Annotated in this window: 24 protein-coding genes; 18 read left to right on the top strand and 6 right to left on the bottom strand. The window is 44.4% G+C overall.

Going from position 1 to position 22407, the window contains the following annotated elements:
• Window positions 1-98 precede the first annotated feature (98 nt).
• From NYG90_RS05410 to ilvN, 7 genes are all read left to right on the top strand, one after another.
• Window positions 99-692 carry a hypothetical protein gene (locus tag NYG90_RS05410; protein ID WP_285256776.1) on the top strand — a complete coding sequence of 198 codons (594 nt, stop codon included), beginning with the start codon at window positions 99-101 and terminating at the stop codon, window positions 690-692.
• A gap of 36 nt (window positions 693-728) precedes the next feature.
• Window positions 729-986, top strand: a complete 258-nt coding sequence (locus tag NYG90_RS05415; protein ID WP_285256775.1) for an HP0495 family protein — start codon at window positions 729-731, stop codon at window positions 984-986.
• Between the two features lie 107 nt (window positions 987-1093).
• Window positions 1094-2158: an Mrp/NBP35 family ATP-binding protein gene (locus tag NYG90_RS05420; RefSeq protein ID WP_115011538.1), complete on the top strand. Its 1065-nt coding sequence runs from the start codon at window positions 1094-1096 to the stop codon at window positions 2156-2158.
• 196 nt (window positions 2159-2354) lie between these two features.
• Entirely contained in the window at window positions 2355-3035 is a 681-nt protein-coding gene (gene hsrA / locus NYG90_RS05425; RefSeq protein ID WP_115011537.1) for a homeostatic response regulator transcription factor HsrA, read from the top strand.
• Between the two features lie 20 nt (window positions 3036-3055).
• Window positions 3056-3475 carry an META domain-containing protein gene (locus NYG90_RS05430; protein WP_285256774.1) on the top strand — a complete coding sequence of 140 codons (420 nt, stop codon included), beginning with the start codon at window positions 3056-3058 and terminating at the stop codon, window positions 3473-3475.
• A gap of 49 nt (window positions 3476-3524) precedes the next feature.
• Window positions 3525-5210: an acetolactate synthase large subunit gene (locus NYG90_RS05435; RefSeq protein WP_285256773.1), complete on the top strand. Its 1686-nt coding sequence runs from the start codon at window positions 3525-3527 to the stop codon at window positions 5208-5210.
• A 10-nt stretch (window positions 5211-5220) separates the two neighbouring features.
• A complete protein-coding gene (ilvN, locus tag NYG90_RS05440; RefSeq protein WP_115011534.1) occupies window positions 5221-5688 on the top strand; it encodes an acetolactate synthase small subunit in 468 nt (155 codons plus the stop codon).
• A 38-nt stretch (window positions 5689-5726) separates the two neighbouring features.
• On the opposite strand, the gene NYG90_RS05445 is transcribed toward ilvN, so the two are convergent.
• The gene (locus tag NYG90_RS05445; protein ID WP_285256772.1) at window positions 5727-6479 is read right to left on the bottom strand and encodes an EI24 domain-containing protein; all 753 of its coding nucleotides are present in this window, start codon (window positions 6477-6479) and stop codon (window positions 5727-5729) included.
• Window positions 6480-6889: 410 nt separating this feature from the next.
• Between NYG90_RS05445 and NYG90_RS05450 the strand changes: the two genes are divergently transcribed.
• From NYG90_RS05450 to prfB, 3 genes are all read left to right on the top strand, one after another.
• A complete protein-coding gene (locus NYG90_RS05450) occupies window positions 6890-7912 on the top strand; it encodes an asparaginase (RefSeq protein WP_285256896.1) in 1023 nt (340 codons plus the stop codon).
• A 178-nt stretch (window positions 7913-8090) separates the two neighbouring features.
• Window positions 8091-9461, top strand: a complete 1371-nt coding sequence (dcuC, locus tag NYG90_RS05455; RefSeq protein WP_285264814.1) for a C4-dicarboxylate transporter DcuC — start codon at window positions 8091-8093, stop codon at window positions 9459-9461.
• A gap of 60 nt (window positions 9462-9521) precedes the next feature.
• Window positions 9522-10616, top strand: a complete 1095-nt coding sequence (prfB, locus tag NYG90_RS05460) for a peptide chain release factor 2 (protein WP_285256770.1) — start codon at window positions 9522-9524, stop codon at window positions 10614-10616.
• Between the two features lie 59 nt (window positions 10617-10675).
• Here prfB and NYG90_RS05465 read toward each other — a convergent pair whose 3' ends face one another.
• The 5 genes from NYG90_RS05465 to NYG90_RS05485 form a co-directional block, all read right to left on the bottom strand.
• Window positions 10676-12181, bottom strand: coding sequence for a M48 family metalloprotease (locus tag NYG90_RS05465; RefSeq protein WP_285264815.1), 1506 nt, complete (start codon window positions 12179-12181; stop codon window positions 10676-10678).
• Between the two features lie 5 nt (window positions 12182-12186).
• Window positions 12187-13068 carry a class I SAM-dependent methyltransferase gene (locus NYG90_RS05470; RefSeq protein ID WP_285256768.1) on the bottom strand — a complete coding sequence of 294 codons (882 nt, stop codon included), beginning with the start codon at window positions 13066-13068 and terminating at the stop codon, window positions 12187-12189.
• Window positions 13061-14518, bottom strand: coding sequence for an argininosuccinate lyase (gene argH / locus NYG90_RS05475; protein WP_285264816.1), 1458 nt, complete (start codon window positions 14516-14518; stop codon window positions 13061-13063). Before argH ends, NYG90_RS05470 begins: the two co-directional genes overlap by 8 nt.
• Window positions 14519-14550: 32 nt before the next feature.
• Complete coding sequence (hemJ, locus tag NYG90_RS05480; RefSeq protein WP_285264817.1) at window positions 14551-15006, bottom strand: protoporphyrinogen oxidase HemJ; 456 nt, start codon at window positions 15004-15006, stop codon at window positions 14551-14553.
• A 61-nt stretch (window positions 15007-15067) separates the two neighbouring features.
• Window positions 15068-16180: a GDP-L-fucose synthase family protein gene (locus tag NYG90_RS05485; RefSeq protein ID WP_115011527.1), complete on the bottom strand. Its 1113-nt coding sequence runs from the start codon at window positions 16178-16180 to the stop codon at window positions 15068-15070.
• A gap of 151 nt (window positions 16181-16331) precedes the next feature.
• On the opposite strand from NYG90_RS05485, the gene NYG90_RS05490 reads away from it, so the two are divergent.
• From NYG90_RS05490 to NYG90_RS05525, 8 genes are all read left to right on the top strand, one after another.
• Window positions 16332-17615 (top strand): 3-isopropylmalate dehydratase large subunit, encoded by a 1284-nt coding sequence (locus NYG90_RS05490; RefSeq protein ID WP_285264836.1) that lies wholly within the window; start codon window positions 16332-16334, stop codon window positions 17613-17615.
• Window positions 17615-19042 (top strand): M23 family metallopeptidase, encoded by a 1428-nt coding sequence (locus NYG90_RS05495; protein ID WP_285256765.1) that lies wholly within the window; start codon window positions 17615-17617, stop codon window positions 19040-19042. Before NYG90_RS05490 ends, NYG90_RS05495 begins: the two co-directional genes overlap by 1 nt.
• Entirely contained in the window at window positions 19042-19647 is a 606-nt protein-coding gene (locus tag NYG90_RS05500; protein ID WP_285256764.1) for a septum site-determining protein MinC, read from the top strand. The genes NYG90_RS05495 and NYG90_RS05500 overlap by 1 nt, the downstream gene beginning before the upstream one ends.
• The gene (gene lpxC / locus NYG90_RS05505) at window positions 19644-20537 is read left to right on the top strand and encodes a UDP-3-O-acyl-N-acetylglucosamine deacetylase (RefSeq protein WP_115011524.1); all 894 of its coding nucleotides are present in this window, start codon (window positions 19644-19646) and stop codon (window positions 20535-20537) included. Before NYG90_RS05500 ends, lpxC begins: the two co-directional genes overlap by 4 nt.
• Complete coding sequence (locus NYG90_RS05510) at window positions 20538-21074, top strand: hypothetical protein (protein ID WP_285256763.1); 537 nt, start codon at window positions 20538-20540, stop codon at window positions 21072-21074.
• Window positions 21075-21082: 8 nt separating this feature from the next.
• Entirely contained in the window at window positions 21083-21607 is a 525-nt protein-coding gene (locus NYG90_RS05515; protein WP_285264818.1) for an HP1233 family protein, read from the top strand.
• A gap of 52 nt (window positions 21608-21659) precedes the next feature.
• Window positions 21660-22112 carry a peroxiredoxin gene (locus NYG90_RS05520; RefSeq protein WP_115011521.1) on the top strand — a complete coding sequence of 151 codons (453 nt, stop codon included), beginning with the start codon at window positions 21660-21662 and terminating at the stop codon, window positions 22110-22112.
• 143 nt (window positions 22113-22255) lie between these two features.
• Window positions 22256-22381 carry a hypothetical protein gene (locus NYG90_RS05525; RefSeq protein WP_285256760.1) on the top strand — a complete coding sequence of 42 codons (126 nt, stop codon included), beginning with the start codon at window positions 22256-22258 and terminating at the stop codon, window positions 22379-22381.
• Window positions 22382-22407 lie beyond the last annotated feature (26 nt).

Below are 22407 nucleotides of genomic sequence, written 5' to 3' on the forward strand. Positions count from 1 at the left end.
GCCAAAACTCTCGCGCTTTGCAAAGCTATATCTTATGTGAGTTAGTGATTTGGCATATATTTTGCTTTCACTTTGGCAAACCATTGCAAGGAATATATATGAGCAGTATCACTAATGTATCAAATGACACAAAAGCTATGCAAGATCTTTTCGCCCAGCGTGCCAATCTCCACCAAAAGCCCGAGCTTCTCACGCCAAAGCCAAGCACACAGGAGCTAGAATCTAGCACCAACACTACGGAAAAAGATCCTATGCTAGGCTTGCTTAGTGCGCTAGCTCCTGTAAAATCGCTTGATAAAATCCAAGGTATAGATGAGACAGATAGTGGTAGCTTGCACAAAGACTCGCAAAAAGACCCCTATGATTCACTCCATAGAATCCAAGATACATTCACACCATCTAAAGAGCTAAGTGCTGCTATGAGTGCCAAAGCCTATGTGAAAAATGGACTTGCTGATGTCGATAGCTTCAAATCTATGGCAAAGCAGCTCCAAGCAGATGGCGTGCTTAATCGCGATGATATGATGGCGGTGGATTTTCTCAGTGCTAAATCTCCCAATATCAGTCTAAAAGATTTTGACGCGATGATCAAAAACGACAACCTAAGCCGCGAAATGCGCTCGCTTATCTCCCAGCTTGTCCAAAAGCTCCATATGGTGAATTACATTAGCGGCGGCTTGATGAACGCCTAAGCCACATAAGCCAACCACAATCACACGAGCCACACAATGCGACATATAGAAGGAAAGCCAGAGATACACTACCCCTGTGTATGGGAGTTTAGAATCATAGGGGAGAATAAAGCGCGTTTAGAGCAGATTATCAGCGAGCTTATGACAAAGCCCTATACCCTAGATGAGAAAAATCACTCAAGCAAGGGGCGATTTGTCTCTATGCATTTAAGCGTTGAAGTAGAGAGCGAGGAAGAGAGGAACGCGCTCTACCAAAGCCTAAGCACGCACAAAGAAATCTCTATGGTGCTTTAGCCCCAATTTAAGCGGTATTTAACGCAAATTATTTTACATATTACCGCGCAGTAATGCACTAGTCGTATAACACACTAGAATCCACTTTTACAACACAAAGGAAGAATATGCAAACAACAATTACAAAGCTTTTATCACAAGTGCTTTACCCAAACTTTGAAAAAGACATTGTAAGCTATGGATTTCTTAAGGAAATCAAGCTTGATAATGGTGTAGAAATTATCCTAGCTATCCCCTCAAGCGATCCTAATGTCGCCAAAGCTCTTTATGATAGGATCGATAATGTCTTGCAAAAGGCAAATATCCAAGCAACTATCACCATAAACACCCCACAAATCGCCCAAGAGAAAGCCGCCCCACAAGCGAAAAATCTCTTGCCCCAAGTTAGGCATTTTGTAATGGTAAGCTCTGGCAAAGGCGGAGTGGGCAAATCAAGCGTGGCGACAAATCTCGCCATAGCCCTAGCGATGGATGGCAAGAAAGTAGGGCTGCTTGATGCAGATATTTATGGACCAAATATCCCGCGTATGTTTGGGCTACACGGGGTAAAGCCAAAGCTTGATCCAAGCGGGAAGAGACTTATCCCTTTACAGGCATTTGGCGTGGATCTTATGAGTATGGGAATGCTTTTTGATGAAGGAGAGAGTCTTATATGGAGAGGTCCTATGCTTATGCGCGCTATCACGCAGATGTTTAGCGATGTGGTGTGGAAAGAGCTTGATGTGCTTGTGCTTGATATGCCTCCAGGCACAGGAGATGCGCAGCTATCAATTGCCCAAAGTGTGCCTGTGGGTGCTGGAGTGGCTGTTACAACGCCGCAGCTTGTGAGCCTTGATGATGGTGCAAGGGCTTTAGATATGTTTCAAAAGCTCTCAATCCCAATTGCTGGTATTGTAGAAAATATGAGCAGCCATATTTGTGCAAATTGTGGCAGCGAGCAAGATATTTTTGGCAAAGACACCACGCTTCCTTTGGCGCAGAAATACAATACCACAATCCTTGCAAAAATCCCCCTAGATCCTGCAGTGCGAGAAGGCGGAGATAATGGCAAGCCTATTGTGTATTTCGCGCCGGATTCGAGCATTGCCAAAGTATATAGACAAGCCGCGCAAGAGTTATGGGAGTTTTTAGAAAATAATCGCGCAGATAATACCTCTATCCAGCCGCGCTAAAAGATACGCATAGAACCTATGCTATGGATTCTGTGCGATTATTACCCAATAGTTATAAATGCTTTAACTACAATAAAAAAATCATAAGAAATAGCTGAAAATAACGCATAATTTGTGCTATAATCCAACTTCAGCATTTCTTAGTATGCTGCAGACATACTAAAAATCACAGATAAGCTTTTTTAAGGAAGGAAATATGCGTATTTTAGTAGTTGATGATGACGCAGCTTTGAGCAAGAAAGTCAGCGAAGAGCTAAACGATAATGGGTATCAAACAGATATGGCAGAGAGCATAAAAGATGGCTCGTATTATGTCAATATTCGCAATTATGATTTAGTGCTTGTCAGCTCCAAGCTGCCTGATGGAAATGGATTAGATCTTATCGCAGAAGTGAAAGCAAAATCTCCAAGAGTGCCTGTTATTGTCTTGGCACACAAGCCAAAATCCGATCAAGAGATTTTGGCGTTTAAAAGTGGGGCTGATGATTTTATCGCCAAGCCTTTTGAGAATCTCGTGCTGCTTGCTCGCGTTGAGGCTAGGCTTAGATTTTGGGGTTCTAGCACGATTGAAATCGATGATCTAGTCATCAACCCAGATGAAGAAAAGATCACCTACAAAGGCAAAGAGATTGAAGTCAAAGGCAAGCCATTTGAAGTGCTGACCCATCTAGCTCGCCATCGCGATCAAATTGTCTCAAAAGAGCAGTTGCTTGATGCTATTTGGGAAGAGCCAGAGCTAGTAACGCCAAATGTGATAGAAGTGGCAATCAACCAAATTAGACAAAAGATGGATAAGCCTCTTGGTATCGCTACAATAGAGACAGTGCGCAGAAGAGGGTATCGATTCTGCTATCCTAAAAAACCTGCAGAAAACTAAATATTTAAAAAGGGTGTTTGATGAAAAAAGCTTTGGGTATGTGTATTTTGGCAATGGCATTTATCGGCTGCGGTGATGAGTCTGCAAAGCTCTATAATACTTGGAATATCGTAGCTCTAAGCGATGGTGGAAATCCCATTGATGTGGGACATAGCGAAAGAAAAATCTCTATAACAATCGATAAAGACAAGTTTAATGGCTATTCTGGGTGTAATTCGTTTTTTGGATCATATAAAATCAATGGCGATCAGTTTCAAAGCGCAAATTCTGGTATGACAAGAATGCTATGTGAGCCAAAATCTATGGAGATAGAAGAATCACTCATTAAATTATTTTCCGATAATTCTGTGCGTTTTACACTCCAAGAAGAAAAACTTATCTTTGAGAAAACCGGTGAAAATGGTGGTGTGCAGGCAATTTTTGAAGCACAATCCAAATAACTAGTATTATTTAAGCATTTAGTATAGGCACTTTTGATTAGGGGTTGCTATGGGCGGTGTATTAAATGGTTCGCAAATGCTCATTGAAGCATTGCATTTAGAAGGTGTGGAGATAATCTTTGGCTATCCTGGTGGTGCTGTTTTAAATATTTATGATGAGCTGTATAAGCAGACATATTTTCGGCATATTCTTACGCGCCACGAGCAAGCAGCCATACACGCTGCAGATGGCTACGCACGCGCAAGTGGCAATGTGGGTGTAGCACTCATCACTTCAGGTCCGGGATTTACCAATGCTGTAACAGGCATAGCCACAGCCTATATGGATTCTATCCCTCTTGTGGTTATCAGCGGGCAAGTGCCTGTGGCACAAATCGGCACCGATGCATTTCAAGAAATTGATGCTGTTGGGATCTCGCGCCCCTGCACGAAGCACAATTATCTTGTCAAAGACATCAAAGATTTACCTAGAATCATAAAAGAGGCGTTTTATATCGCTAGGAGCGGGCGATGTGGTCCTGTGCTCATCGATCTCCCCAAAGATATTTCAGCAAGCCTTGGTGATTTCATCTATCCAAGCGAGGTGAATCTCCGCACCTACAAGCCTACTTATAAGCCCAATCAACGGCAGATCAAAAAGCTTATCGAAGCCATTAAGCTCTCCAAAAAGCCTTTGGGCTACATAGGTGGGGGTGCGATAGCAAGCAACGCAAGCAAGCTAGTGCGTGATTTTGTCCAGAAAATTGGCTTACCTAGTGTAGAGACACTAATGGCAAGAGGCGTGCTAGATTCTAGTGATGTGTGCAATCTCGGTATGGTGGGTATGCACGGAAGCTATGCGGCAAATATGGCGATGTGCGAGTGTGATTTGCTCCTATGCTTTGGGGCTAGATTTGATGATCGCGTTACAGGCAAGGTAAGTGAATTTGCCAAAAATGCCAAAATCGCCCATATTGACATTGACCCAAGCTCTATTGGCAAGATTATCGAAGTAGATTATCCTATTGTCGGGGATATACGCTCTGTGTGTGAAGAGCTGCTTGATATGGCGACACAAGTGGATTCTAGTAGCTTTCAGCAGTGGCGAGCACATTTACAAGACTATCAAAATCTCCACCCACTAGGCTATCAAGACAGCCGAGAATCCATAAAGCCACAATGGGCGATAGAGCAGCTAGGTGAGCTACTAGGTGGCAATGCCATTATCGCCACAGATGTTGGGCAGCATCAAATGTGGGCAGCGCAGTTTTATCCATTTAGTGCGCCTAGAGAGTTTCTCACCAGCGGTGGGCTTGGGACAATGGGCTTTGGCTTCCCAGCGGCTATGGGCGCGTATTTTGCTAGCCAAAATAAGCATATCATCAACATCACAGGCGATGGCAGTATCCTAATGAATATCCAAGAGCTTATCACTTGTGTGGAGAGTCAAATCCCTGTTGTCAATATCATTCTTAACAATAATTATCTTGGTATGGTGCGACAATGGCAGACATTTTTCTATGAAAATAGATTCTCACATACAGATTTATCGCTTCAGCCAAACTTTGTCGCACTAGCAGAGAGCTTTGGCGGGCTAGGATTCCGCATTGAGCGCAAGGAAGACTTTATCCCCACGATACAAAAAGCACTTGATAGCAAGCAGGTGTGTTTGGTTGATGTTGTGATAGATCGCTATGAAAGCGTGCTGCCTATGGTGCCCGGCGGTGCGCCTTTAGATAAAATGATTTTGAAATAAAGAGAGCGAGATGGCAAGGAAAATCATAAGTGTGATTGTAGTCAATGAGCATAGTGTTTTAGCGCGTATATCGGGGCTTTTTGCCGGTAGGGGATATAATATCGAATCTCTCACCGTAGCCCCCATACCAGATAGCGATCTCTCTAGGATCACAATCGCCACAGATGGTGAGGCGCGTGTGCTAGAGCAGATCATCAAGCAGCTACACAAGCTTATCCCTGTGCTAAAGGTTAGCGATGATAGCGATTTATTAGAAAAAGAAAGCGTGCTAATCAAAATTGGCATAGAAGAAGATCTAGCGAGCATACAAGCCCTAGCCCACGCCTATAATGGCAAAATCGCTAATGCTAATGAAAAATACATCATCATCGTAGCCACTGAAAAGCCTCATAGGATCACTAGTCTCATCAAAGCTATGTCGCGCTTCAAGCCCAAAGAAATCGTGCGTAGCGGTGTCATCGCTATGGAGCGGTATTGATCTAGCAATCACTCAAGGATCATAGAAATATTAGGATTCTATGCTCTAGGCGAGTGGTCGCCCTGCTCTGCCTGAGATCCCAAAAGAGTGTGGAAGCAATAATGGCTTAGAATAATAACCTGCAGCAATGGTGTAAAAAAGTTTAGAATAGGTATGAGCCCTAGTAGATATGTTAGTAGGGCTATGGTGTATTTACGCTTGGCTTTGTGGAGCTTAGGGTAATCATCTCTCCCAAGCACTTCTTGCCCCACATCAAAAAGCATCGTTTGATAAAAAAACACAAAAAATGGCACAAGCATTATCACCCCGCCAATCACAGGGATAAAAACTAAAGGCATACACACGACACAAAGCGCACACAGCAAGACAAATGCCTTAAGAAACTGCTTCAAAGCCACTAGAATAGGCACACTTGCAGGCTTTGGTATATAAGGATAATGATACTTGCGGATATAGCCAACCACAAGCGGTGCGTAAAAAATACTCACAAAGACATTTCCCACAAGAGCTAGCAAAATCACACAAAACCCAAGTAGCGCATATAAAGAAATCGTGATCACACGACCTAGGATACCATTGTCATTGATATAAGCTTGCAAAGATTCTGGCAAAAGCCCCGTAGCATAAGCGATCAAAACATCGCAAAACACATAGAGTATCCCGCCCCACAACGCTACCCCAAATAGCACAGGCAAGATATTTAGCGCAATCATAGGGAGAGAGAGAAAATCGCGCTTACTTTTGCGCAAAATAGCTAAAAACCCAGCCTGAACAGACAATGTAGAATCCATCGCGTATCCTTGAGATTAAAATAACCATAGGATTCTAGGGAGTTTTGCCAAATAGTGCAATAGATTCTACAACCCCTAGACATAGCAAACATACTAATGCCACTACATCTACGCCTTGCGTATTGCACTACACAAGCTCCTTGAAAGCGATTCATCAACATCTCTTTTAAAGCGTGGGGATAAAGAGCGCAAAATCTCCATTGACTTATACTACCCAATCCCCTACAATAAGCCCTAGGTCTTATGCCTATCAATACTTCAAGGGAGATTATATGAGTGGGGTTATAAAAAAATGCGCTATTTGCGCTGTTTTTGCAAGTATCCTAGGGCTATCTGGCTGCTCGGATTCTCAAGAAAGCAAGCAAAATGAGCAACAGGAGCAAACTATGGCAGAGCAAACAACACAAGCTATGCAAGACACACAAAAACCGCATAAAAACACCACAAAGCCAAATATTGTGATCCTTGCCACAGGTGGGACAATCGCCGGAGCGGTAGATTCTTCACTGCAGACAACAGGCTATCAAGCAGGAGTGCTAAGTATAGAGTCTTTGCTACAGTCCGTGCCAGAGCTTGCCGATCTTGCCAATTTAGAAAGCGAGCAGATTGCTAATATTGATAGTGCGGATATGAGCGATGAGATATGGCTTACACTTGCTAAACGCGTGAATGCTTTGCTGAAAAGCTCTAAAGTTGATGGCGTGGTGATAACGCACGGCACAGACACAATGGAGGAGAGTGCGTTTTTCTTGCATTTGGTAGCAAAGAGTGATAAGCCCATTGTGTTTGTGGGGGCTATGCGTCCTAGCAGTGCTCTAAGTGCCGATGGTCCTAAAAATCTCTATAATGCTATCTCTCTTGCAGCAAATCCTAAATCTAAAGGCAAAGGCGTTATGGTGGTGATGAATGATAGAATCCAAAGTGCAAGATATGTGAGCAAAATCCATACGCTTAATGTCAATGCCTTTGCTTCGCCAAATACCGGCGATATGGGCTATATCCTTGATGGCAAGGCATTTTTCTACACTACGCCAAGTAAGCCTCACACCCTGCAAAGTGAGTTTGATATAGACAAGCTAGATTCGTTGCCTAAAGTTGATATTTTATACTCTTATGCTAATGATAATTCTCAAGTGGCAGCCCAAGCGTTGTTTAATCACGGCACAAAAGGGCTTGTCATCGCAGGAAGTGGGGCGGGAAGTATCCACAAAAATCATAAAGATATGCTAAAAAAGCTTATGCAAAATGGCTTAGTAGTGGTGCAAAGCTCAAGGATAAATAATGGCTTAGTCATCGCAAATGAGGCGGATTCTAAGCTTGGGTTTATTAGCGGCTATGACCTAAATCCACAAAAAGCACGAGTGCTGCTAATGTTAGCTTTAAGCAAAACGGATAATAATGAGCGGATTGCTAAGATTTTTGAAACCTACTAGAATCCGCGTTGTCTTTTTGACACTTTCAAGGGAGTTTGCTTTTTGTGCTTTGTCATTTATATCTCAATAAACTTCTCGCACACAAAGCTTCACAGCCCTTGAAATTGTCTAAAAATACTTCCGCGGGACTTTTCTCTGTGCTTTAAGCGTGGGATAACAAGTTAAAAAGGAGTAAAGAATGGATATATTATCAATAGTCTTAACACTCTTAGTCGTAGTTGGCACGGGGTATTATGTATTAAAAGCATATAATCCTATTTTTGTCTTGCTATTTTCTGGCATAGTTGTGTTGTGTGGGGCGTTTTTTCTCTATGGTGCGGAAGTGCCGCTGCCCAACAATACTCCATCTCAAGGCGTGTTTTTAGATGTGTATAAGTTCCTATCAGCCACTTTTGCAAAAACACTTTCAGAAGTTGGGCTTATCATTATGTCTGTGGCTGGGTTTGCTGCGTATATGAAGCATATTAACGCCTCTTCAAAGCTCGCCTTTGTGGCAAATGCTCCACTTAGCAAAATCAAAAATAAATACCTTATCCTAAGTGGGACTTTTGTGGTGGGTATGATGCTAAAGATTGTCATCTCAAGCTATGCTGGACTTATCTTATTGCTGTTAGCAAGTATTTATCCTGTGCTTATCGCCCTTGGGATCCGTCCTATCACAGCGGTTTCTGTGCTTTCACTCATCACCCTTGATTATGGTCCAAAAGATGGTAATTCAATCAATATGGCAAAAATGGTAGGAGATCCTGATAATGTTGTGGGATTATTTTTGCATTACCAAATATGGAGTGTTGTGGCGTATGTTGTTATCATCGCTCTTGTGATACCGCTGTATTATGCGTATGTGGATAAAAGAGATAAGGCAAAATTAGAGGCTGAAAATGTGGAGGTTGCAGAAATTACCAACCCGCAATGTCCGCTTTTTTATATTTTGTTGCCGTGGTTACCTATCGTGTTGCTGTTTGGGACATATTTTGCAGGGATCAAGCTTGATGTAGTGAGTGCGAATTTTATTGCCATTTCCTTATGCTTTTTGATTGAGTTTATCCGTCATAGAGATGGCAAAAGGGTGAGTGAAGATATTATCGTGGTGCTAAAGGCAATGGCGGAGATTTTTGTCTCTGTGGTGAGTATCATCATCGCTGCAAGCGTGTTTGCTGAAGGGATAAAGGCTCTAGGCGGACTTGAAGTCATTGTAGGGTATCTAGCAAGTATGGGGAATATCGCGGTGCTGCTTTGCATTATCGTGCTAAGCTTTCTTGTCTTTGGGATTACAATCATTATGGGAAGTGGGATAGCGGCATTTAGTGCTATTGGCAATATCGCGGCAAATCTCGCTCCAAAGCTAGGCATTAAGCCTATCATTTTAGTTTTACCCCTTGAGATAGCTTCTTGTCTTGGTAGGGCAGCTTCACCTATTGCTGGTGGGATTTTGGCATTAGCTGGATTTGCAAAGCTAGAGCCTTTGGCGATTATCAAACGCACCTTGCCGCTTTTACTTTTAGGTATGGTGATAAATATTATCGTGGCGTGGAGCTTTACGCTGTAAGCTTCAAGTCGTAAAAGTGGATTCTGTGCTAGAATCCTAGATTTGAAACAAAGGCAGAAAATGGATTCTTATGAATATGGCGAGTTGTTAAAAACTCTGCACAATAAAGCGCAAAATATAGCAAAGATTCTAAACCCAGATTTATTACAAAAGCGACTAGATGAGATTGATAAGCTAGAATCGCACCAAGAGTTTTGGAATGACGCAAAAAAAGCAGGGGAAATCACAAAGGAAAAGCGAAAATGTGAGCGGATTTTACACACTTATGCAGAGATGAAAGCCGAGCTAGATGACGCAAAAGAGCTATTTGAGATAGCACAGAGTGATGGGGATTCTAGCACTTTGGAGCTGTTGTTTGAGAGCGCAGAATCTTTGCAAAGCCATATACAAAAGGTAGAAATTCAAGTTATGCTAAGTGGGGAGCACGACTCATCAAATGCCATTATTACCGTTCAGCCCGGAGCCGGTGGGACGGAGTCCCAAGACTGGGCTTCTATGCTGTATCGTATGTATTTGCGTTGGGGTGAGCGGCGGGGCTTTAAGGTGGAGCTGCTAGATTATCAAGATGGTGAAGAGGCAGGCATTAAGGGAGCGGCATTTATCATCAAAGGTGAGAATGCCTATGGCTATGCTAAAAGCGAAAATGGCGTGCATAGGCTAGTTAGAATCTCCCCCTTTGATGCCAATGCCAAGCGGCATACAAGCTTTGCGAGTGTGCAGGTAAGCCCCGAGCTAAGTGAAAACATAGATATAGAGATTTTGGATAAAGACATTCGCATTGATACCTATCGTGCCAGTGGTGCGGGCGGTCAACATGTGAATAAGACAGAATCTGCTATCCGCATAACGCATTTTCCAACGGGGCTTGTCGTGCAGTGTCAAAATGATAGAAGTCAGCACAAAAATAAGGCAACAGCTATGAAAATGCTGCAGAGCAAACTCTATGAGCTAGAGCGGTTGAAACAAAGTGAAGGCGTAGCCAACATAGAAAAAAGCGAGATAGGCTGGGGACATCAAATAAGAAGCTATGTCCTAGCCCCTTACCAGCAGGTAAAGGACTTGCGAAGCAATTACGCTACAAGCGATACTGATGGCGTGCTAGATGGCGATATTGATGATCTAATAGAATCTGTGCTGGTTTTGGGCAAGCAATAGCCAAACCACTTTCAAAGCTTAAGCCTACACCCCTATCCACAAAGCGCACTTTTACAATACTAGATTCTAGCCATAGCTTGCAGTGTCTCTATGCGCTTATGTATGGGAGGGTGCGTGGCAAATGCACCTTTAAACCCCTGTAAGAAAAACATATGCGCACAGGGCTTGGCTAGCTTGTTGTCTAAAAATCCTTGCGTGTCTTTTGCTAGCTTGCACTCTTGCGACTCTTTTGGCGACTCTTCTTGTGCTATTGTTTGTAGTGCGCGCAGAATCGCATTTGGGTTGTGTGTGTATTGCACGCTTGTGGCATCGGCTAGAAATTCTTTCTGCCGTGAAATTGCCGCTTGGATAAGGCTTGCACAAAGTGTGCCAAGAAGCCCCAAAGCATAAAAGCTAAAGGCAAATAGCGCGATGACTGCTTCGCCTTTAGAGTCCCTTTTCCCAGCAGCTCCCGTGCGGTGCGCAATAGAGCGCATAAGAATCTCGCCGATAAAGCTAATACTCATAAAGCCAAAAATCAAGCTAAATATCCGCAGATTTAGCGCGACATCTTGGTGGAATGCGTGGGAGAACTCGTGCCCCACCACGCCAGAGAGCTCTTCGCGTGAGAGTGTATCAAGCGCGCCTTGCGTGAAAAATAGCGCGAATCGCTCATCGCTCTTGCCAAATCTCTCGCCACTACACATTGCATTGATCCCTTGCTCTTCTCGCATAACAAACACGCGCGGCATAGGCATAGCACTAGCGATGGCGATTTCTTCTACGACATTAAGCAGCCGTGCGTATTTGCGGTGATTTTTGTATTTCTTAGGGGTGATTTCTATGGCTTTTAGGGTTTTGGCAAGTCTATCTATGCTATGGCGACTAAGCAGTAGAGATTTCACCGCAAAGCTCCCAAAAATCACAAGTAATATGCCAGCACTTAAGCTTAGGCTGTATATAAACCAGCCCATTTGCTTGCGAATATTATCTGTGAGAAAGCTAAAGCTATCAGGCTCATCAAAGATAGCCGGCATTGCTAGCCAAAATATCAGCTCAAACACGCAAAAGCACAGCATAAAAAACAGCACAAACACCACGATAAACAGCATATTAAGCCACAACACTTTCCCTAATGCTAAATCTTTATGCGCGGCAAATCCTAGCTCTTTGGGCTTTCTTTTGAGATACAAACGCGTAGCGAAAAACAGCAAGCAAGCACAAAGCAAGACCACGCAAAGCAGCCCACCATATACCATCGATCCGCCCCATATAAGCAGCCATAGCGCAAAGCCCATATTGTCTTGTGCTAGCATTTCAATGCGCATTGCAAGGCTATCAAAAACACTATCGCTAATCTCTTTATACTCAGCTATTAGTGGGTAAAACTGCGCCATAACGACCATAAGGCTTATCGTTGTAAGACTGATTAGCACAAAGAAAAGCAATGACCTAGGCAGGCTTGGGTTGGGGTATTTATTGAGATTTATGATAAGTATCGCACAAAAGCCAATGGTTATCAGCAGTGCTGGCACAAACACCCAAGGGATAAAATGTGTAAGAAGCGCGTGTATGACTTGTATCATAGATTCTAGCTTTTATCCACTTTATCACAGGGTTTTTGCCCCAGCACGAGATGAGAAATCCCCGCGGAGTAGGACTTAATCTCTAAAGGCTGCAAGTTAGCTTCTTTAAACGCTAGGGCTAGCTCATCTGGGGTGATAAAGCTCTCCATAGAATCTGGGAGATATTTATAAGCAGCATAATTGCGCGAGATGAGGTAGCCAATGCAGGGCAGAATATGCTTGGTATAGATGCCAATAATGCGATCTATCAAGCTTGGGCTAGAGTTTTTAAAAAAATCTAGCACCACCACTATGCCACCGGGCTTTAGCACGCGTGCAAACTCGCGCAATGCCTGCTTGTATTCTAAGACATTGCGCAAGCCATAAGAGATAGAGAGTATATCCACACTTTGGGATTGTAGGGTGCTTAGATCTTTTGCCTCTCCTAAGTGTAGGCTTATCTTAGAATCTAGCTTCTTGGATTCTAGCTTAGCTTGGCTATCTTCTAGGATTCTAGAGCTAGAATCCACTTTTGCAAAACTTCCGCCAATAGCTTGCAGCTTCTTCTGCGCGATTTTTAGCATTTCTTGCGATGGGTCTATGCCAATCATCTCACCCACCACGATATTGGATTCTAGCGCGTAGCTATGCCAATGCTTTATCATATCCCCACTGCCACACGCCACATCGACAATGCGCTCTATATCCTTAGCATTGCGTGCTTTGTAGGCTCTTTTAACCGCATCTTTGCGCCAAGAAATATCAATGCCTAGACTTAGGATTCTATTAGTCTTATCATAATCCTTAGCAATATCATCAAACATCGCGATAATCGATCTCTGCGTCCTTTGGGCTTCTTGCTTGGTGTGCTGGTCTTTTGTTTGCGTATTGTGGGCTTGGCTATTCATTCTCAACCTTTGCTTCAATCTTTAGCTTTGGCAGCCTTTTACGCGCTTTTTTCACCCACGCATTAAGCGCGGCAATCTGCTTGCTTGTAGCCTTAGACGCCGTGCCGCCAAGGCTCGTGCGTGCCTGCATAGAAGCAAGCAGTGTGAGCCTTGCAGCAACACCACTCTTTGCAAACAAGGATTCTAGCTTGGGGGCAAGCTTTGAAAGCTCTCTTGCAAGCTCACTTCCACTAAGCTCGCTTAAATCACAGCCCTGTGATTCTGCATAGGCGACTATGCGCCCGGTGATATGGTGCGCTTCTCTAAAGGGCACGCCACATTCACGCACTAAAAAGTCCGCCAAGTCTGTCGCACTCAAATGCCCCCTTTGACACGCTTTAAGCATAGCCTTTTTGTCAAAGCTAGCACTTTCACACACTGCTTGTAAAATCTCTAGGCTAATGAGCGCGCTCTCCACACTATCAAATATCGCTTCTTTATCTTCTTGTGTGTCTTTGTTGTAGGCTAGGGGGAGGGATTTCATCACCACAAGCAAGCGCATTAGATTCCCATATAATCGCCCACTTTTCCCGCGCAAAAGCTCTGGGACATCGGGGTTTTTTTTCTGCGGCATTATGGAGCTGCCGGTGCTGTATTCATCACTTAAACGGAGGAAGCCAAACTCCGCGCTACTCCATAGCACAAGCTCTTCTGCTATGCGTGAAATGTGCATACCAAGCATAGCAAGAGCATAGAGCAAATCCAGCGCGAAATCCCTATCACTCACAGAGTCCATAGCATTGAGCGTGGGTGCGGCAAACCCTAGCTGCTTGCTTACCCACTCTCTATCGTTGTTATACGGCGTGCCAGCAAGCGCGCCAGAGCCTAGGGGCATAAGGTTATTGCGCTTGTGTAAGGACTCTAGCCGCTCTACATCGCGCCTAAGGCTCTCACACCACGCCACTAGGTGGAATCCTAAGTTGATAGGCTGGGCGTGCTGCAAATGTGTCATACCCGGCATTAGCGTGTGCGTGTGCTTGCGTGCTATGGCAAGGAGTGCTTGGATAAGCGTTAGGAGCTTGTTGGCAATTAGCACAGAGTGATCTAGCACATACATTCTACAATCAAGTGCTACTTGATCGTTGCGCGATCTAGCGGTGTGGAGCTTTTTGCCCACATCGCCTATATGCTCTATCAAGGCAGATTCTATCGCCATATGTATGTCTTCTTGCTCTAGGGAGAATCTAAAGCTCCCTTGCTCAATCTCGCTGGCGATTTTCTCTAGCCCAGATTCTATAAGTGCCACTTCACTAGAGTCCAAAACCCCTATGCGCCCAAGCATTCTAGCGTGGGTTTTAGAGCCTAGAATATCATATCGCCATAGCTTTTGATCAAATGTGATAGAGGCATTAAAGACATCTAGCAGCGCGCTAGAATCTAGCTCAAACCGCCCTCCCCATAGCTTTGCCATACTTGCTCCTTAGAATCCAGTTTTGAAAAAGTCTAAAATTTCAGCACCGCGCATAGCACGATACCAATCATCAGCAGTGTTGGGACTTCATTAAACACGCGGAAAAATCGCGGACTAAGCTCGCAGGACTCTCTTTGCATTTTGCTAGCAAATATCCCACAAGCGATGTGAAAAATCAGCAGCAAAGCCACAAGCGTGAGCTTGATGTGAATCCACATTCCACTTTTGAAAATCGCTGTATTTGCGATAATAAGCATTGAGCCTGTGATCACGCTAGCAAGCATTGCTGGGCGCATAATGTAGGCAAAAAGGCGGTATTCTTGCAGCTTGATGATCCGCACAAACTCCCTAGAATCTCTATTTTGACTATGATAGACAAATAGCCTAGGGAGATAAAATAGCCCTGCCATCCACGCGATAATACTCATAATATGCACTGCCTTTAGCCATTGATAATATTCCATAAGCATACTTGAAAACGCTTCCATTAAACTTCCTTTGTGTTGAGATTATGCGCTGATTGTGGGAGCAATTGTGGTGTAAAACGCCTTAAAACGCCTTAAAATCGCTCGTATAATGCCTATACACACGCGCTATGCCTTCTTCTAAGCTCACGCTAGGCTTCCAGCCAAGGGCGTGTATCTTGCTAGAATCCATAAGCTTTCTAGGAGTGCCATCAGGCTTTGATGTATCAAACACAAGCTCACCACTAAAGCCCACAATCTCGCGTATAGACTCTGCTAGCTCCTGTATGCTTACATCACTGCCATAGCCGATATTGATATGCGTATTGCGCACTTGGGGGCTTTGTTGGGGTGTGGTGTGAAAAGTGGATTCTAGGCTAGAATCCACCAAATGAGCAAAATCAATGTTTTGCAGCATAAACACACACGCTTGCGCCATATCTTGTGCGTATAAAAACTCTCGTCTCACCTGCCCGCTGCCCCATACTTGCACGCTATCTTTGCTAATGCCATAATGCTCTAGGAGCTTTTCAGGGCTAAGGGCTTGCAAGGCAGGGTTTTTGGGCTTGCGCTTTGTAATATCTGCCACCACAGAATCCATATCGCCCGCACGCAATAGCTTGGCTAAATGCATTTTGCGCAAGAGAGCTGGGAAGACATGCGAGGTCTCTAGGTCAAAATTATCTTGCTCGCCATAGAGATTTGTCGGCATAGCACTCACAAAATTACAGCCATACTGCAGGCTAAAGCTCTCACATAGCTTGATCCCAGCGATTTTAGCGATGGCATAAGGCTCATTGGTGTATTCAAGCTCGCTGGTTAAAAGAGCGGATTCTAGGATTGGCTGTGGGGCAAACTTGGGGTAGATACAAGAGCTACCTAGAAATAGGAGCTTTTTTACGCCGTGTTTATAGGCATTGTAGATCACCGCATTTTGGATAGCTAAATTCTCGTATAAAAAATCTGCTCGATAAGTATTATTGGCATAAATACCACCGACTTTAGCTGCAGCAAGCACGACATATTCTGGGCGATTAGTGGCAAAGAATTTTTCCACCGCAGCCATATCGCGCAAATCTAGCTCATCTCTGCTGCGCGTGATGATCTGTGTATATCCTTGCGCTTGCAACTCACGCACAATAGCACTCCCCACAAGCCCTCTATGCCCAGCGACAAAAATCCTAGAATCTAGCTGCATACCTACTCCTAAAATCACGCATTATAACGAAATTTCCAAAAACACGCGCAAATAAGGGCAAAGTAATGTATAATGCACGCTTTGTTTTGCGTGTATCTTGGCGGATTACACAAGTGTGGATTCTCATATTTTTAGGGGTGCTTATATGGGTATGGGGCAAACGATAGTAGAAAAAATTTTTTCAGAGCATTGTGGCACAGAAGTTTATGCAGGGCAGATTGTAGAATCTCCTATTGATATGGTCATTGGCAATGACATCACCACGCCGCTTTCTATCAAGGCGTTTGAAAAAAGTGGGGCAAGCACACTTGCTAGAGCGGATAATTTTTGCATTGTTATGGACCACTTTATCCCGGCAAAAGATATTGCCTCTGCCAATCAAGCGCGCATTAGTCGAGACTTTGCCAAAAAGCACAAGCTAAAATATTTCTTTGATGAGCGCGATATGGGGATTGAGCACGCGCTGCTGCCGGAAAAGGGCTTAGTAGTGAGTGGTGATGTGATCATCGGTGCAGATTCTCACACCTGCACACACGGCGCGCTTGGGGCATTTAGCACAGGTATGGGTAGCACAGATTTAGCCTATGCAATGATCACGGGCAAAAATTGGTTCAAAATCCCAGAATCCATACAAGTGGTCTTTGATGGCACACTCCCTAAAGGCGTGTATGGCAAGGATTTGATTCTAGAAGTGATACGGCAGCTTGGCGTTGATGGCGCGCTGTATAAAAGCCTAGAGTTTTGCGGTAGCGCGATAGGATCTTTGGGTATGGATGATCGCTTTTCACTCTGCAATATGGCGATAGAAGCCGGCGCGAAAAATGGCATTATCGCTCCAGATTCTATCACCAAAGCCTACTTGGCAGAGAGAGAGGCAGTAAATGGCTCTTTGCGCTCTGCGCCTAGAATCCACTTTAGCGACTCTAATGCCCGCTACACACAAATCCTGCATATCGATGTATCAGCCCTAGAGCCACTTGTCGCCTACCCCTTTCTCCCGAGCAATGGCAAGCCTATTTCCCACGCAAGTGGCGAAAATCTAGCTATCGATCAAGCCTTTATTGGTAGCTGCACCAATGGGCGATTGAGCGATCTTAAAATCGCCGCAGAGATTCTTAAAGGTAAGCAAATTCACCCAGATGTGCGGCTTATCGTTACACCCGGCACGCAGAAGATTTATCGCCAAGCCCAAGAGCTAGGCTACATTGATATTTTGCTAGATTCTGGTGCGCTTATCTCTAATCCCACTTGTGGCGCGTGCCTTGGGGGATATATGGGGATTTTGGGCGATGATGAGCGATGTATCTCTACCACTAATCGCAACTTCATCGGTCGTATGGGCTCTAGGAGCTCACAAGTATTTTTGGCAAACTCCGCCGTGGTGGCTTACTCTGCTATTATGGGTAAAATCGCTGATCCAAGAGAGGTGCTTTGATGAGTAGTAGCTCGGGGCTTTTGCGGATTTTAGTTGTCATAGCACTAGGGCTTTTTGGCTATTTTCTCTATACGCTTGATTTGTTTAAAAGCACGCCCATTGCTGTGCAGACATTTTTGCATTTAAATCCCACAGAGCAAATCCCCATCGATGACAATTCTGCGTGGAATCCAGAGCGTAGAATCTCCCTAGAAGTAGAGAGCCAGAGCAAAATCAAATCCTACAAGATTAGAGCTACCACAGGCGATGGAGTTGTCGTGCTAGAGCAAGAAGAAGTCGTTACAAATCGCCCAGAAAAGCTTAGGATCTGGCTACCGCGCCCCGAGATCGATTTGCCCGATAACACAAAGCTACACTATGAAGTAGCTATCACGGACTGGAGCAATGCGAACTTTTTTAGCGGTGAGACATTGGTTAAGCACCTAGATTTTACTATCAACACCAAGCAGCCTGTTATTACGATTCTAGCGCACTCACCGCGCATTAGCTATGGTGGCAGCGCACTTGTGGTATTCCATGTTGAAAGCGTGGATATTAAAAGCATCACAATCACTAATGGCAAAGATACATTTGTGCCTTTTCCCTTTGTCGCGCAAGGCTACTACGCTGTGATTCTTGCTTGGCCCCTAAGCAATCAAAACTTCAGCGGTAGAATCCAAGTATCTGATACAGCCCTAAATGCTAGAAGTATCACTATCCCTTTCATCAAAGACACTTCCCCGCGCTATCAAGCCTCCACACTAAAACTGCAAGAGCAATTCTTGCGCGACAAGATGGATGGGCTAATTAGCGAGATAAAGGCTATCCGCTATGAGCCAGAGCTTGATGAGCTGCACGATGATTTTGAGAAGTTTGTCTATATCAACGAACAGGTGCGCTTGAAAGATGAAGCAATCATTGCTGAGAGTGCCTATCAAGCCTGCTTGCAAGATGCGCAAAACACAAACTTCCCAATTGAGTGGGGTCCATTTATCCCACTAAAAGGCTATAGCGTGGTGGGTCGCTTTGGCGATAAGCGCACCTATGTCAATGCGCAGGGCAAGACCAGCCAATCTCTCCACCTAGGGCTTGATATTGCAAGTGTGAAAAATGACAGAATCATTATCGCCAATAATGGGCGCGTGATCTTAGGGCAAAAGCTAGGCGTGTATGGCAATACAATTATGATTGACCACGGATTTGGCGTGGCAAGTTTATATGCGCATTTATCAGACTTTCTTGTAAGCAATGAGCAAGAAGTGCTTGCTGGCGATGTGGCTGGGCTTACAGGCGAGAGTGGCTGGGCGTTTGGCGATCATTTGCACTTTGGTATGCTTGTGCAAGGACTTAGCGTGCGCAATGTAGAGTGGCTGGACTCTCGCTGGATCAAGCATAATATCACTGATATTTTGGCACAAGCCAAACTCCTAATCAACCAAGCCCAATGATGAAAACACGACAACACCGCGCACAGATTCTAAGCTTCACAGATGGTGATCACCAAGAATGGAGCGCATTTATCAAGAAAAATGCCACTCTTTTGCAAAGCTTTATTTTGCATTTTTCCGCCCCTATTGATACAAGTATGCAGGAGCTATGCCAATCTTATGGGCTTTTATACACCATAGGCACTCTACCTAGCAAGCCTAGCCCAGAATCTATACAAGCCCTAAATTCCACGCCACCCAAACAAGAAGCAAAGATTGAAGAAGCCAAGACCTCGCAATCTTCTCCACAAAAGCAAAGCCACACACTAATCCATAAAATCCGCAGTGGCGAAGAAATGACACTTGATGATAATGCAATTATTTTAGGCGATATTGCGCACGGGGCAAATATTTATGCCAAGCAAAGTGTCGTGATTTTTGGGGATTGTGCTGGGGTATTGCGCGTAGATGGGGGGTTTTTCATCGTGCGCAATCTTACTTCTGGGCATATTGTCTTTTGCGATTCTATCTTGCCAGAGGCTATTGTGGCTAAAATCAATGCCAATAGCCATTTAAAAATCATTATCAAAAATAGCGATACAATAGCGGTCAAGGAGATAGTATGAAGCAAAGGACGATTACAAAAAGAGTCGAGCTAACAGGTATAGGCTTGCACAAGGGCGTGCCTGTTACACTTGTTTTAGAGCCTTTGGAGGCTGATAGTGGGATAGTGTTTTACCGCAGTGATTTGGGCGTGAGCATTCCGCTTGTGCCAGAATCCATTATCGATACGACTATGGCAACGGTGATTGGCAAAGGCGAAGCAAAAGTCTCTACGATAGAGCATTTGATGTCGGCGATTTATGCCTATGGGATTGATAATCTAAAAATTAGCATTGATAATGAAGAAGTCCCCATAATGGATGGCAGCTCGATCGCGCATTGTCTGCTGCTTGATGAAGCGGGCATTGTGGAGTTTGATGTGCCACGCAAGCTTATTGAGATAAAAAAGCCCATAGAAGTGCGCGATGGCGATAAATTTGTCCGCCTAGAGCCAAGCCAAAAGACCATATTTGATTTTTCTATCGATTTCAAGCACCCAGCTATCAAAGAGCAGCAATACACCTTTACTTTCTCTAAGCTTTCTTATATCGATGAAATAGCCAAGGCTAGGACATTTGGCTTTTTGCAAGAAGTAAATTATCTGCGCTCTATCGGGCTAGCAAAAGGCGGGAATCTCAATAATTGTATCGTGCTTGATGAAGCAGGCATTATGAATAAAGAGGGCTTGCGCTATCCAGAGGAGTTTGTGCGGCATAAGATTTTAGACGCTATTGGGGATATGGCGATTTTGGGGATCCCGCTACTTGGGAGCTATATCTCCTTTGCCGGAAGTCATAAGCTAAACTCTCTGCTCACCCAAAAGCTCTTGCAAGAAGAAGGCGCGTATGAGATCGTTACTGCAAGCGAGAGCCAAAAGGTGCTAGAGTTTGAAAAGGCAGTGGCAATTAGCTAAATGCACGCCTATAATCTCCTAGTCGTATGTATCAACTCTCCCTTGCATTACGCGCTTTATGATGATGATAGGCTGCTAGAATCCTTTCATATCGATGAGAAGCCTTCGCGTGCCTTGCCGCTAATGTATCAGCACCTGCAAGAATCAAGCGTGCGCGTGGGGGGCATTTACTATGCTAGCGGTCCGGGCAATCTTAGTGCGCTTAAACTTACGCATATTTTCTTGCAGAGCTGGGCGATTGTAGAATCTATCCCCTTGTATGCCACAGATAGCTTCTCTTTATGTTTGGACTCCCATATCCCCGCCTTTGGGAAAAAGTATTTTACCTTGCAAAACTGCTCGCAAATCCCCTATATCCTAGAATCCACTTTTGAGCCAAACACAAAAGCCACAAATCTCGCCATAGCCCAAGCCCATATCACACACACCCTCTGTCCCACCCCCAGAGAGAGACAGCCATTTCTCGCACCACAGATACTGCCAAAGCAGCGATTTTGCCTGCCGTGTGAGCCGCTCTATATCCTACCGCCCCTATAAATCCAGCTTTGAGATATTGGAGCGATTTTTGCTTCACTTTGTGCGATATTTGGATTTGGAGCTGGCGCGTGCGTATTGACTATGGACTCTCTACTACTTCTCTCTCCTCTTTGCTGCATACGACAAAAGACCTAGACACCACCCCACAAGAAAGCAGTAGCACACAGACTACCAAAGAGCCAGCCCCGGTATCAAAGACCCTGCCACCCAAAGCCCCCCTAGAATCCACGCAAGCAGACACCCCTACACAAAGAGAGACCTTTGGGCTAGAGATTTTAGAAAAAATGAGCGACAAAGAGTATCAGGTGTTTTTGCGCGCAAGTGAAGGAATGAGCGAAGTGGAAAAAATGGCAGCCGCCCAAACTCTGTATATCTTCACAGAATCTTACGCTAAAGATTCTACCCAAGCCACAAAGCCCCATCCATCAACACCACCTATGAAGAAAAACCCCTACTTCAGTGCTAGAGAGCAGTTTCTCACGCGCTATGTCGCACTCTACAATGGCGCGCAAGAAGTCAATATCATAGGCTAGGGTTAAGCTAGCGTGCATTACAATGTCTTAAATCACTATCAAAGGATCAACTATGCAACTACAAGCCAATGACATCGCACCAGATTTCAAGCTCCCTGATGCCCAAGGCGTAGAAATCTCGCTCAAAGATTTTGCACAAAAGACCATTATCCTCTACTTTTACCCCAAGGACAATACACCCGGCTGCACCATAGAGGCGCAAGATTTTAGCCAGCTGCTGCCGCAATTTTTTGCCAAAAATGCGGTGGTGATAGGCATTAGCCCAGATTCGCCCAAATGCCACCAAGGCTTTATCACCAAGCAAGATCTCAAGCACATTCTCCTAAGTGATAAGGACAAAGCTGTGGCGAGTGCCTATGGTGCGTATGGCAAGAAAATGATGTATGGCAAGGAGGTGATGGGGATCATACGCTCGACTTTCATCATCAAAAGTGGCAAGATTTTGCACGCACTCTATAATGTCAAAGCAAAAGGACACGCGCAAGCTGTGCTAGATATGCTCTAGGCTGCATTCCTAGAATCCACTTTTTTACTCTCGGCTGTTTTTGTCATTGAGGGCGAGCGCGGTAGTGCTTGCGTGGCAATCCACTCTCTTAACTAGAATCCACTTTTGAAAAATCGCCAAAAGTGGATTCTAGGAATGAAACTATGGATTACCACACGGAAATAACACTCGCAATGCATAATGATGAAAAAGTGGATTCTAGCTTAGAATCTATGCCAAGCCCCTTAGAATCCACTTTGCCACGCTCAATAAGTTTTAAGCCTGATTAGTTATAATGTCTGCTTTATTATTATTT

It is taken from the genome of Helicobacter zhangjianzhongii, from assembly GCF_030249855.1.
Lineage (GTDB): Bacteria > Campylobacterota > Campylobacteria > Campylobacterales > Helicobacteraceae > Helicobacter_B > Helicobacter_B zhangjianzhongii.